10 protein-coding genes are annotated in these 12,979 nt (G+C 63.8%); 7 read left to right on the forward strand and 3 right to left on the reverse strand.

Going from position 1 to position 12,979, the window contains the following annotated elements; all coding sequences use genetic code 11:
- Positions 1-34 precede the first annotated feature (34 nt).
- From CHU94_RS14250 to CHU94_RS14265, 4 genes are all read left to right on the forward strand, one after another.
- Positions 35-1,000 carry a CysB family HTH-type transcriptional regulator gene (locus CHU94_RS14250; protein ID WP_094480924.1) on the forward strand — a complete coding sequence of 322 codons (966 nt, stop codon included), beginning with the start codon at positions 35-37 and terminating at the stop codon, positions 998-1,000.
- Between the two features lie 117 nt (positions 1,001-1,117).
- A complete protein-coding gene (locus tag CHU94_RS14255; RefSeq protein WP_094480926.1) occupies positions 1,118-2,278 on the forward strand; it encodes a pyridoxal phosphate-dependent aminotransferase in 1,161 nt (386 codons plus the stop codon).
- 78 nt (positions 2,279-2,356) lie between these two features.
- A complete protein-coding gene (locus CHU94_RS14260) occupies positions 2,357-3,517 on the forward strand; it encodes a PQQ-dependent sugar dehydrogenase (RefSeq protein ID WP_094480928.1) in 1,161 nt (386 codons plus the stop codon).
- A gap of 82 nt (positions 3,518-3,599) precedes the next feature.
- Positions 3,600-4,136: a hypothetical protein gene (locus CHU94_RS14265; protein WP_094480930.1), complete on the forward strand. Its 537-nt coding sequence runs from the start codon at positions 3,600-3,602 to the stop codon at positions 4,134-4,136.
- Positions 4,137-4,167: 31 nt separating this feature from the next.
- On the opposite strand, the gene hrpA is transcribed toward CHU94_RS14265, so the two are convergent.
- The gene (hrpA, locus tag CHU94_RS14270) at positions 4,168-8,151 is read right to left on the reverse strand and encodes an ATP-dependent RNA helicase HrpA (RefSeq protein WP_094480932.1); all 3,984 of its coding nucleotides are present in this window, start codon (positions 8,149-8,151) and stop codon (positions 4,168-4,170) included.
- A 71-nt stretch (positions 8,152-8,222) separates the two neighbouring features.
- Here hrpA and argA point away from each other — a divergent pair, with 71 nt between their 5' ends.
- Positions 8,223-9,569 (forward strand): amino-acid N-acetyltransferase, encoded by a 1,347-nt coding sequence (gene argA, locus CHU94_RS14275; RefSeq protein WP_094480934.1) that lies wholly within the window; start codon positions 8,223-8,225, stop codon positions 9,567-9,569.
- On the opposite strand, the gene CHU94_RS14280 is transcribed toward argA, so the two are convergent.
- Positions 9,556-10,047, reverse strand: coding sequence for a disulfide bond formation protein B (locus CHU94_RS14280; RefSeq protein ID WP_094481128.1), 492 nt, complete (start codon positions 10,045-10,047; stop codon positions 9,556-9,558). The two genes, argA and CHU94_RS14280, sit on opposite strands and share 14 nt — an antisense overlap.
- Before the next feature lie 174 nt (positions 10,048-10,221).
- Here CHU94_RS14280 and CHU94_RS14285 point away from each other — a divergent pair, with 174 nt between their 5' ends.
- Positions 10,222-10,494, forward strand: a complete 273-nt coding sequence (locus CHU94_RS14285; protein WP_087493783.1) for an oxidative damage protection protein — start codon at positions 10,222-10,224, stop codon at positions 10,492-10,494.
- Between the two features lie 8 nt (positions 10,495-10,502).
- On the forward strand, positions 10,503-12,242 hold the full coding sequence (locus CHU94_RS14290) for an FAD-dependent oxidoreductase (RefSeq protein WP_094480936.1): 1,740 nt from the start codon (positions 10,503-10,505) through the stop codon (positions 12,240-12,242).
- Here CHU94_RS14290 and CHU94_RS14295 read toward each other — a convergent pair.
- Positions 12,239-12,976, reverse strand: coding sequence for a hypothetical protein (locus CHU94_RS14295; RefSeq protein WP_094480938.1), 738 nt, complete (start codon positions 12,974-12,976; stop codon positions 12,239-12,241). The genes CHU94_RS14290 and CHU94_RS14295 overlap by 4 nt on opposite strands.
- Positions 12,977-12,979: the final 3 nt, after the last annotated feature.

A 12,979-nucleotide genomic window follows, 5' to 3' on the forward strand; every position in this document is an offset into this window, starting at 1 on the left:
GCATAATGAATTTCATCTTTAGGTGAAATTTGATATGAACTTACACCAATTCCGCTTCGTGCAAGAGGCCGCCCGCCGCAACCTCAACCTGACCGAAGCCGCCAAAGCGCTGCACACCTCGCAGCCCGGCGTGTCCAAAGCCATCATCGAGCTGGAAGAAGAGTTGGGCATCGACATCTTTGCCCGCCACGGCAAACGCCTCAAGCGCATTACCGAGCCCGGCCAGCACGTACTCAAAAGCATTGAGCTGATCCTGCGTGAGGTGAACAACCTCAAGCGCATTGGCGAGCAATACAGCTCGCAGGACAGCGGCACGCTGTCGATTGCCACCACCCACACCCAGGCCCGTTACGTGCTGCCCGAAAAAGTGGCCCACCTGCGCACCGCCTTCCCCAAGGTGAACGTGAGCCTGCACCAGGGTGCGCCCGACCAGGTGGCACGCATGCTGATCGACGACGTGGCCGAGATAGGCATTGCCACCGAATCGCTGGCCAATTACTCCGAACTGGTCACCCTGCCTTGCTACGACTGGCAACACGTGCTAGTGCTGCCGGTAGACCACCCGTTGACGCAGAAAGAGCGAATCAGCCTGGAGGACGTGGCAGCGGAGCCGCTGATCACCTACCACCCGTCGTTCACAGGCCGTACCAAGATCGACCAAGCCTTCGCGGCACGCAAGCTGGAGCCCCGCATTTCGCTCGAAGCAATCGATTCGGACGTGATCAAGACCTATGTGCGCCTGGGCTTGGGCATCGGCATCGCGGCCGAAATGGCGGTTACCGACGTGGTGGAAGATATGGAGAACAATGGTTCCAAGGGTGGCCTGGTGGTGCGCCCGGCGGGTTATCTGTTTGGCCAGAACATCACCCGCGTGGCGTTCAAGCGCAGCGCCTACCTGCGCAACTTCGTCTACACCTTTGCCGAGCTGCTCTCCAACCGCCTGGACCGCGCCCTGATCGCCAAGGCTATGGAAGGCCATGTCAATGACTATGAGTTATGACTCCCCCCGAAGCGGCCTGCGGCCGCCTACCCCTCAGGGGGCGCTAGCAGCGGCCCGGCAAAGCCGGTTCCGCGCTAGCCCAAAACAAGACATTTCGCGCAGATAGAGGCTGATTGCATGACCCAATACCTTACCCCAACCATCGTCTCCCGCCTACCCAAGGTCGGCACCACCATCTTCACCGTCATGTCGGCGCTGGCCGCCGAGCACAAGGCCGTGAACCTGGGCCAGGGCTTTCCGGACTTTGCCTGCGACCCCGCGCTGGTGGATGCCGTGACCGCCGCCATGCAGGCCGGCCACAACCAGTACCCGCCCATGACCGGTGTGCCGGTGCTGCGCCAGGCCGTGGCGGCCAAGATTGCGGCGCTGCACGGCAAGCAGTACCACCCCGATCTAGAGATCACCATCACCGCCGGCGCTACGCAGGCCATCATCACCGCCATCCTGGCGGTGGTGCACCCGGGTGACGAAGTCATCGTGCTGGAGCCCTGCTACGACAGCTATGTACCCAATATCGAGCTGGCCGGCGGCGTGGTGGTACGCGTTCCGCTCACACCCGGCAGTTTCCGGCCGGACTTTGCCAAAATTGCTGCGGCCATCACACCCAAGACGCGCGCCCTGCTCATCAACACCCCGCACAACCCCAGCGCCACCGTGTGGTCGCGCGAGGACATGTTGGCGCTGCAAGACCTGCTCGCCCCCACCAATGTGCTGTTGATCAGCGACGAGGTGTACGAGCACATGGTGTTCGACGGCCAACCGCATGAGAGTGTGTCGCGCTACCCCGGGCTGGCGGCACGTGCCTTTGTGGTGTCCAGCTTTGGCAAGACGTTTCACGTGACCGGCTGGAAAGTGGGTACCGTGGTCGCGCCCGCGCCGCTGATGGCGGAGTTCCGCAAGGTGCACCAGTTCAATGTGTTCACGGTGAACACCCCGGTGCAGCACGCCCTGGCCGCCTACCTGTCCAACCCCGCCCCCTACCTGAAGCTGCCAGCCTTCTACCAAGGCAAGCGCGACCTGTTCCGCGACGGGCTGGCCAAGACCCGCTTCAAGCTCTTGCCCAGCCAGGGCAGCTACTTCCAGTGCGTGGACATCTCGGAGGTGAGCGACCTGAACGAAGCCGACTTCTGCCAGTGGCTCACGCGGGAAGTGGGTGTGGCAGCCATTCCGCTGTCCGCTTTCTACGGCAATGGCTTTGACCAGCGCGTGGTGCGTTTTTGCTTTGCCAAGCAGGATGCGACCCTGCACGCCGCGCTGGAGCGCTTGCAAAAGCTCTGATTCGCTATCGTTTCAGGAGCTGCTTGCGCATATTCCATATGGGCTAGAGGCCGATTTAACCTAAAAAGAAGGGCGAAAATGGTTCTGAAGCATTCTTTCTGGCGCGGCCTGAGTCTTTGTCTGACGGCCCTGGCTGGCAGCAGCGTACTGGCACAAACACCCCCCACTCTGCGCGTGGAAGTGGTCGCTACGCCATTGCAAAGCCCTTGGGCCATGGCCTTTCTGCCCGAAGGGCGCTTTCTGGTGACCGAACGCCCCGGCACGCTGCGTGTGGTGGAAGCCACGGGCGCCGTGTCTGCCCCTCTGGCGGGCGTGCCTGCAGTCGCCGCAGGTGGCCAGGGTGGCCTGCTCGACGTGCTGCTGGACAGCGACTTTGCCAAGAATCGCACGCTGTACCTCTGCTATTCGGAACCGGGCGCTGGCGGCAACAGCACGGCGCTGGCACGCGCCACGCTGGCCGAGGACCGGGACGCGCTGAACAACGTGAAAGTGCTGTTCAGCCAACAGCCCAAGGCGGCCAGCAGCGCCCACTTTGGCTGCCGCATCGCGGAAGGCCGCAAAGCCGGCCAACCCGACGGCACCCTGTTTTTGGCCCTGGGCGAGCGTTTCAGCCGACGGGACGATGCACAGCGCTTGGACAACCACCATGGCAAGGTGGTGCGCATCCACAAAGATGGCACCGTTCCAGCCGACAACCCCTTCAATACAACCGCAGCCAAGCGCAACGGCGCCCGGCCCGAGATATGGAGCTACGGCCACCGCAACCCGCAGGGCCTGGTGCTGGCGCCCGATGGCAGCTTGTGGGAGCACGAGCACGGCCCGCAAGGCGGTGACGAGATCAACCTCATCCAGCCCGGCCGCAACTACGGCTGGCCCGTCGTCACCTATGGGGAAAACTACGGTGGCGGCAAGATCGGTGCGGGCACCACAGCGCAAGCCGGCATGGAACAGCCGCTTCACTATTGGGTTCCATCCATCGCGCCGTCCGGCATGGCCTTCATTACCAGCACACGGTATGGCAAGGCCTGGGTGGGCAACCTGTTGGTGGGCTCGCTCAAGTTTGGCTACCTGGCCCGGCTGGAACTCTCTGCGCCCTTCAGTGGCAAAGTGCTGCGTGAAACCAAACTGCTGCCTGACCTGGGCGAGCGCATTCGCGATGTACGCCAGGGGCCCGACGGCCTGCTCTACCTCCTGACCGACAGCCCCAACGGGCGCCTGCTGCGCGTACTGCCAAGCTGATGCGTGGCCCGCACCGGGCCGCGGGGTTTCATGCGGCTGTCATCTGCCAACGGTGTAATGCGGGCTTCGTTGGAGGTGAACCATGCAACTTCAAAAGACCGACAAAGCGCGGGCCGAATTGCAGGGCGGCAGCCGCACGCTGGGCCAGCGTGAGCGCGCCCTCTTGATCCTGGCAGATGGCAAAACCACCGTGCATGCGGTGGACCATTTGTTCAACGGCCAGGCCCAGGTCCTCGCCCACCGGCTCATCGAAGCCGGCTATCTTGTGGGCATCGACCTCCAGCGCCCCATCGCCCCACGCGCGGCGCCCCTTGCGGCAGTGCCACAGCCGGCCCCCGAGCCTGCGACGCCCACGGCCAGTGCCGCCGACCGCTTTGAAGGCAAACGCTCGTTGGCCACCACGCGCATGTTTCTGTTTGACATCTGCGAGCGCATGTTTGTGCGCCGCGCCCCCGAGCAGGCCGAAGCCTTCCGCGAAGCGCTGCGCAATGCCAAGGACCGGGACTCCATGCTGGCCGCGGCCCGTGACATGATCGCCGCGGTGGAAACCATCGCCGGCCACGAGCGGGCCGACTCCATCAGCGAGCGCATCGCCATGCTGCTGCCGTCCGAGGACTGAGGGCGCCGCAGCCCCCAAGCCCTAGAGCTCTTCAGCCCCCGATCTGGGCCCAGGCCTTGTCAAGTCGCTTCACGCTCACGGGCTGCGGCGTGCGCAGCTCCTGGGCAAAAAAGCTCACGCGCAGCTCTTCCAGCAACCAGCGGAACTCGGCCATGCGCTCGTCCACGGCCCCCTTGCGCTCGGCCACCAAGCGCCAGTAGCGCTGCTCCTGCGGGCGCAGCTCGGCCATGCGGGCGGCGTCCCGGGCCGGATCGGCGCGGTATTTGTCCAGCCGCAGCGTGATGGCCTTGAGGTAGCGTGCCAGGTGTTGCAGGCGCTCCCAGGGCGTGGCCTGCAGGAATTTCTTGGGGATCAGACGGTTGAGCTGCTGCTGGGCGTCGGTGGTCGCGTCGGTGGCGTTCTTGGTGTCTTTGATCTTGCGCGCTGCCGTGGCGTATTCCAGCAGGATTACCGCCGCCATGCGCGCCACCTCATTGGCAATCAGCGTCAGGCGTCCACGCCCTTCCTCGATGCGGCGCTTGAAGGCGAATTCATCGGTGGGCAACGGGTCCAGCAGAAATGCACGGTCCAGCGCCACAGCGATGATCTGCTCGCGCAGTTCTTCGATGGTGCCGCCGCCACTGCCGTTGTCGGCCTTGCCCACGTTCATGTAGGACACGGCCATCTTCTGTAGGTCGGGGATGTTCTTTTCCAGGTACTTCAGCGCGTCCTTGATCTGGATCGCAAACAGGCGGCGCAGGCCGGCGCGGTGCTTGGCGGCGGCCACCTCCGGTTCATCAAACACCTCCACCGTCACCGCGTCGCCCGCGTCGATCAGCGCAGGGAAACCAATCAGCGTCTGGCCGCCCTTGCGGATCTCCAGCAGCTCCGGCAACTCACCAAAGGTCCAGGCGGTGAAACGGCCATCGAGAATACTGGGCGCTACGTTTTTTATAGCTGCTTGCGCAGTTTTGGCGGGGGGCGGGCGCTGAAACGGCAGGGCGTTCTGCTCCGTGTCCTCCGCCCGCCTTGCGCCCCCCCCCTTGACCTGCGCAGAATGCGCTGTCGAACCAGCTTCAGACGACGCGTTTTGCGCCAGTTTGAGCGAAGCCAGCGCCTGGAACGCGCCACGTGCCTGGCTACCCAGCTCCGCTTTGAGTGCACCCAGGTTGCGCCCCTGCCCCAGCTGGCGGCCATGCTCGTCCACCACGCGGAAGTTCATGAAGTGGTGCGGCGTCAGCATGTCGACCTTGATGTCGGCCTTCACAATGTCCAGGCTGGTCGCGTCGCGCACCAGCTTGAGCACAGCCTCGACGAGGCCGCCGCCGCCAAACTTCTCGGGCGCGTTCAGCGCCTCGGTAAATTTGGCTGCCGTATCCGGCAGCGGCACCAGGCGGCTGCGCGGGCGCTGGTGCAGGGTCTTCAGCAGCGCCTGCACCTTGTCCTTCAGCATGCCGGGCACAAGCCATTCGCAACGCTCTTCGCTCACTTGGTTCAGCACAAACAGCGGCACAGTCACGGTCAGGCCGTCGCGCGCATCGCCCGGTTCGTGCAGGTAAGTGGCAGCGCAGTCCACGCCGCCCAGGCGGATGGTCTTGGGGAAAGAGGCGGTGGTGATGCCGGCTGCCTCGTGGCGCATCAGCTCTTCACGGGTGAGCTTCAGCAGCTCGGGCTGCTTCTTTACCTCGTCGCGGTACCAGCGCTCCAGGCTGTAGCCGCTGCATACATCGGCGGGCAGCTGCTGGTCGTAAAAAGCGTAGATCAGCTCGTCGTCCACCAACACGTCCTGGCGGCGCGCCTTGTGCTCCAGCTCTTCCACTTGGCGGATGAGCTTGCGGTTGGCGGTCAGGAACGGCAGCGGGGTTTCCCACTCGCCGTTCACCAGCCCTTCGCGGATGAAGATTTCGCGCGCACCCGCCAGATCTACGCGGCTATAGTTCACGCGTCGCCCGCTGTAGACGACGATGCCGTACAGCGTGGCCCGCTCCAGCGCCACCACCTCCGCCGCCTTCTTCTCCCAGTGCGGGTCCAGCAGCTGTTTCTTGAGCAAATGCCCGCCCACCTGTTCCAGCCACTGCGGCTCAATGGCCGCAATGCCGCGGCCAAACAGGCGCGTGGTCTCTACCAGCTCGGAGGCGACGATCCACTTGCCCGGCTTCTTGCTCAGGTGCGCACCGGGATGCGAGAAGAACTTGATGCTGCGCGCGCCCAGGTACTCGCCGTTCTGGCCCTCTTCCAGCTTGCAGCCGATGTTGCCCAGCAGGCCCGAAAGCATGGACATATGCAGCTGCTCGTAGCTGGCCGGCTTGGTGTTCAGGCGCCACTTGTGCTCGGCCACCACGGTGTGCAGCTGACTGTGGATGTCCTTCCACTCCCGCACGCGGCGCATGTTGACGAAGTTCTGCCGCATCAATTGCTCGTACTGGCGGTTGGTCAGCTTGTGCTGGCCTGTGGTGCCCGTCGTTGCGGTGACGGATTTCTCACCCCGCGCGTCGTGGATCCACTTCCACAGCTTCAGGTAGCCAGTGAATTCGCTCTTCTCGTCCTCAAACTTCTTGTGCGCCGTATCAGCCTGCTGCTGTGCCTCCATGGGACGGTCGCGCACATCCTGCACGCTCAGGGCCGATGCAATCACCAGCGCTTCGTCCAGTGCCTCACGGCTGCGCGCCTCCAGCAGCATGCGGCCCACGCGTGGATCCAGCGGCAGGCGCGACAGCTCGCCGCCCAGGGGCGTCAGCTCGTTCGCGTCGTCCACCGCACCCAGCTCGTTCAGCAGTTGGTAGCCATCAGCGATGGCCCGGCCACTGGGGCGTTCGATAAAGGGAAAGTCTTCCACATGGCCCAGATGCAAGGACTTCATGCGCAGGATGACCCCGGCCAGCGAGGAACGCAGGATTTCCGGCGTGGTGAAACGCTCACGGCCCGCAAAGTCCTTCTCGTCGTACAAGCGGATGCAGATGCCGTTGGCCACACGCCCGCAGCGCCCGGCGCGCTGGTTGGCCGCGGCCTGGCTGATGGGTTCGACCAGCAGTTGCTCCACCTTGCTACGGAAACTGTAGCGTTTTACGCGCGCTGTACCTGCGTCAATGACGTAACGGATACCGGGCACAGTCAGTGAGGTCTCTGCCACGTTGGTGGCCAGCACGATGCGCCGGCCCGTGTGGCCGTCAAAAATCTTGTCCTGCTCGGCCGGACTCAGGCGCGCAAATAGTGGCAGCACCTCGGCCCCGCGCATCACCGGCTGGTGGCTCAGGTGCTTGCGCAGGTGGTCTGCCGCCTCGCGGATTTCGCGCTCACCGGGCAGGAAGACCAGGATGTCGCCCTGATGTTGCGGATCGCGCCACAGCTCGTCCACACCATCGGCAATCGCGTCGTTCAGGTCAAACTCGCGGCTCTCTTCAAACGGCCGGTAGCGCTGCTCCACCGGGAAGGTACGGCCAGACACCATGATGACCGGCGCCTTGCCCTTGGCAGACGCGAAGTGCTCGGCAAAACGGTCCGCGTCGATGGTGGCGGAGGTAACGATGACCTTCAGGTCCGGGCGGCGCGGCAGGATCTGGCGCAAATAGCCCAGCAGGAAGTCAATATTGAGCGAGCGCTCGTGCGCCTCGTCGATGATGATGGTGTCGTAAGCGTTAAGCAGCGGGTCCGTCTGCGTTTCGGCCAGCAAAATACCGTCTGTCATCAGCTTGACCGAGGCGTCCTTGCCCAAGCGGTCGTTGAAGCGGACCTTGAAGCCCACCACATCGCCCAACGGCGTCTTCAGCTCTTCGGCGATGCGCTTGGCCACGCTGCTGGCCGCAATGCGGCGCGGCTGGGTGTGGCCAATCAGCTTGCCACGCTGGCCTTCCGGGTAGTTGAGCTTGCCCCGGCCCATCGCCAAAGCGATCTTGGGCAGCTGCGTGGTTTTGCCCGAGCCGGTTTCGCCACAGACGATGACCACCTGGTGCGCCGCAATGGCCTCCATGATTTCGTCGCGTTTGCCCGACACCGGGAGCGACTCAGGAAATTCGATTTTTAACGTGCTGGCTGTCAAAGGGCGGTCTTCGTAGAGAATTGCAGATTATCCCCGCCCCGCCCACTTATTTACCGGCATCCGCCACCGCAATGACCTCTGTCTTCAACTTCACCTTTGTCCCCTGGTTCCGGTCGGTCGCGCCCTACATCCACAAGTTCCGCAACCAGACCTTTGTGGTGGGCATTGCAGGTGAGGCCATTGCCGCCGGCAAGCTGCAAAGCTTGGCCCAAGACCTGGCGATGATCCAGAGCATGGGCGTAAAGATTGTGCTGGTGCATGGATTTCGCCCGCAGGTGAACGAGCAGCTCAAGGCCAAGGGGCACACGCCCAAGTACAGCCACGGCATCCGCATTACCGACGAAGTGGCACTGGACTGCGCCCAGGAGGCTGCAGGCCAGCTGCGCTATGAGATTGAGGCCGCCTTCAGCCAGGGCCTGCCCAACACGCCCATGGCGGACTCCACGGTGCGTGTGATCTCGGGCAACTTCATCACCGCACGGCCTGTGGGCATTGTGGACGGCGTGGACTTCCAGCACAGTGGGCTGGTGCGCAAGGTGGACATTGCCGGCATCACCAAAACGCTGGACATGGGCGCCATGGTGCTGCTCTCGCCCTTTGGCTTCTCCCCCACCGGTGAGGCCTTCAACCTGGCCATGGAAGAGGTCGCTACCAGCGTGGCCACCGCGCTGCAGGCGGACAAGCTGATCTTTTTGACCGAAGTGCCCGGCATTCGTATGGACCCAACGCAGCCCGCCAGCGAAGACAACCCCATCGACACCGAGCTGCCCCTGGCCGCCGCCGAAAAGCTGCTCAAGGCCCTGCCCGCGGCCAACCAACCGACTGACGTAGCCTTCTACCTGCAGCACTGTGTGAAAGCCTGCAAGGCGGGTGTGGAACGCAGCCACATCATTCCGTTCTCGGTGGACGGCGCCATTCTGCTGGAGGTGTATGTGCACGACGGCATCGGCACCATGGTGGTGGACGAAAAGCTGGAGAGCTTGCGCGAGGCGACGGAAGAAGATGTGGGCGGCATCCTGCAACTGATCGAACCGTTTGAGCGCGACGGCACCCTGGTCAAACGCAGCCGCACCGAGATCGAGCGCGACGCCGGCAACTACACCATCATCGAGCACGACGGCGTGATCTTCGCCTGCGCCGCGCTCTACCCCTACCCCGAAGCCAAGACCGCCGAGATGGCAGCCTTGACCGTGTCGCCCGATGTGCAGGGTCAGGGCGACGGCGAGCGGGTGTTAAAGCGCGTGGAGCAACGCGCCAAGGCGGCGGGGCTGGACAGCATCTTCGTGCTGACCACCCGCACCATGCACTGGTTCATCAAGCGCGGCTTTGTGCAGGTGGACCCGGACTGGCTGCCCGAGGCCCGCAAACGCAAGTACAACTGGGACCGCAAGAGCCAGGTGTTGGTCAAGAAGCTTTAAACCGGCGCCAGACCATCAGGCAGCCAAAGACGGCAAAGCCTGTAAAACACAGGAACGACCAGTTGGCGATGGTGCCGCCCAGGAAAGTCCAGTCGATCTTGCTGCAGTCACCGCCACCACGGAAGATCATGGGCAGCGCGCGCTTGAGCGGGAAGGTTTCGATCATGCCGTAGAGGTCGCGCCCGCAGGACACCACCTCGGGTGGGTACCACTGCAGCCAGCTCTGGCGGGCCGCCACATAGGCCCCCGCCACTGCAAACACCATCAGCAGAACCGCACCGGTGATTTGCAAGCCTTTTCGGCCACTAGCCCCCGCCAATGCTGCGCTGATAGCTACCAAAATGAGAGCATAACGCTGCACAATGCACATCGGGCAAGGCTCCAGACCCACCACATGCTGCAGGTACATGCCAAACGCCAGCATGGCCACACAGGCCAACACCACCCCACCGAACACGCGGCGCGGCGCGTTGTCCATCCAGCTGAAAACCAAATTCAAGATCAATTCCTCGTTCTGTTGCACGGCCGACGGGCGGCGTTGCGGGTTGGTGCCCTACACATGGCCGAAGTTCCCCGGGTCTGCAGGGCTTGGGCCAAACCGAATAAGATTCGCGGTTCTGATTTTCACACCACCGACTAAGAGGTTTTCCCCATGGCACGCACCGTCAACTGTATCAAGCTGGGCAAAGAGGCTGAAGGCCTGGATTTTGCGCCCTACCCCGGTGAGCTGGGCAAACGCATCTGGGAGAGCGTGAGCAAGGAAGCCTGGGCCGCCTGGCTCAAGCACCAGACCATGTTGGTCAATGAAAACCGCCTGAACCTGGCCGACGCGCGCGCGCGCCAGTACCTGGCCCGCCAGATGGAAAACCACTTCTTCGGCGATGGTGCCGACGCCGCCCAAGGCTACGTTCCCCCCAGCGCCTGAGGCCACGCGTGGACGACGCAGGCTCCCTGCCCCAGCGCCTGCTCGCGTCCTGCGCACTCCCCGAGGCCTGGGCCGACCGCCCTGCCTGGACGGTGCTGGACACCGACTTTGCAGCCCTCACCCCGTTTTTGCACTGCTGGCACACCTGGCAGGCTGATGCACGGCGTCCGCGCATGCTGCATTACGTGGGCATGCTGACACCAGCCCAGGCACAGCAACTGCCTGCGCTGGCACAGCAGGCCGCACACACCGCCACCCACTGGCAGGCCTTGGCCCAAGCCCTGGCGAGCGCCTGCGCGGAGGTGGTGCCAGGCCAGCACCGCATCCTGCTAGCGCAGGGCCAACTCTCGCTTACCCTGTGTGTGGGCGATGCCGCCGCCCTCTTGCAAGAGCAACAATTTCTGGCCCACACTCTGTGGGTGCATGGCGCAGCGCTGGTGTGGGACCGGTGGCGCATCAAGGCGCTGGCCCGCACCAGCCATCGCGGCGCCCGGCTGATGCTAGACAGTGCGACCACCGAGACCCAGGCATGGCTGGCGGAGGCAGGCTATGTGGATGTGCAAACCCACGGGCAAGGCTTGCAGGCACGTTTTGAGCCACGTTGGTCTTTGGGCGCGCGCGACCAGAGCCCCGCCACAGTCGCTCCACAACGTTGCACGGTGCTGGGAGCCGGTATCTCCGGCGCCAGCGTGGCCCATGCCCTGGCGCGACGCGGTTGGCACGTCACGGTGCTGGACCAGCACGCTGCGGCAGCCGGCGGGGCCTCCGGCCTGCCAGCAGGCTTGGTGGTTCCCCATGTATCGGCGGATGACAGCCCGCGTTCACGCATGTCGCGTGTGGGCGCGCGGCTGATGCTGCTGCATGCTGCGGCGCTGTTGCAAGACGGCACCGACTGGCATGCCAGCGGGGTCCAGGAGCGGGACCTCGAGGAAAACACAACGCGCTGGCATCCCCAAGGCGCATGGATACGCCCCGCCCGCTTGGTGCAAGCCTGGCTGCGCCATCCCGGCATTCACTGCCAGTTTGCAGCGCGTGTGACAAGCGTGGAGCGCCGCGAAGGTGTGTGGCGCTTGAAGGGTCCCGAGGGGCAGACCTGGGCCGAGTCGGAGCTGGTGGTACTGGCTAATGCCACGGGCTGCGTGCCCTTGATGCTGGACCCGGCCCATGTGGATGTTTTGGGTGAAGGCGTGGTCGAACGGCTGGGATTTCTGCACGCGGTGCACGGCACGGTGAGTTACGCCACGCACAGTACGCTGCCTCTGGCCGCGCATTGGCCCCGGCAGCCGGTCAATGGCCATGGCAACTTTTTACCCAACGTGCCGCTGGACGCCGGGCCGGCCTGGCTCGCGGGCTCCACGTTTGAGCCAGACCGCATTCCCGAACAGGCCGGCCACCACCTGGCACCGCTGGCCGACCAGCACCGGGCCAATGCGCAGCGCTTGAGCGAACTGCTGCCCGCCGTAGGAGCCGATGTAGCGCCTGCATTCGCACGCCAGGAGGTTCTGCACTGGTCTGCCACCCGTTGTGTAACCCACGACCGACTGCCTTGGGTGGGGGCGCTCGACGATGCGCCGGAAGCTGGAACTGCCTCTCTCTGGATTCACGCTGGTATGGGCGCGCGGGGATTGACGTTCTCGGCATTGGGCGCCGAGTTGTTGGTGGCACGACTATGTGGCGAACCTTGGCCACTGGAAAGCAGCCTGGCGCGCAGTCTGGATGTGCGCCGCCCCAAACGCAAGCGCAGCTAGACTTTTTGCAGCATGCCTATGACCTGCAAGGGGTTGAAAGGCATTTCCAGTAAACCGATGCAGCCCATACGCTCTGCCAGATTGGCCGTTTTCCAGCTTGAATTGGTGGACACGCCCACCACGCTGCGCACAGGTTTTTCCAAATCTTGCAAGTGTTTCACCAACACCCAAGGGTCAATGGCGTCGTCATTCACGTGCACCAGCACGAGGTCATACGGCCGCGCCTTCACACTGTCGTCCAGTTGGGCCACGGTTTGTACCTCGTCCACCGCCGTAATGCCTGCCAATGCCAAGCGCGCGCGCAGATAGAGACGCGCCTCTTGGGGGAGGCCCGCCAACAGGGCACATTTGACTCCTGGTGGCAAGGGCGCCGCGGGGGGATCCTCCTGGCTGATGTCGATATCTACATCCGCTGCGGATACAAAAAGCTCATCCAACAAGCCCACCATGGCAGCCCAATCTACCGGGCGTTGCACGGTACGCCACGCCAGTGTGGGGGCCTCGGCCCCCACACAAATCATTTTCAGATTGGGATTGAAACTGGGTGAGACCAACTCCAAGCCTGCCTCGTAGCTGTCCACATCAATCAGGGCCACCTGGGCCGGGCTGGCCGCGTCAGACGTCCAAAGCTGGTAATTCGGGCCCTCCCGGCCAGACAGGCGAAACAGGGTGTTGAGCGAATGCCGCTCAACATCACTGAAACCCACCACCTTGACCAATACCGTCGCTGCCATGTT

This window comes from Rhodoferax sp. TH121, from assembly GCF_002251855.1.
Lineage (GTDB): Bacteria > Pseudomonadota > Gammaproteobacteria > Burkholderiales > Burkholderiaceae_C > Allorhodoferax.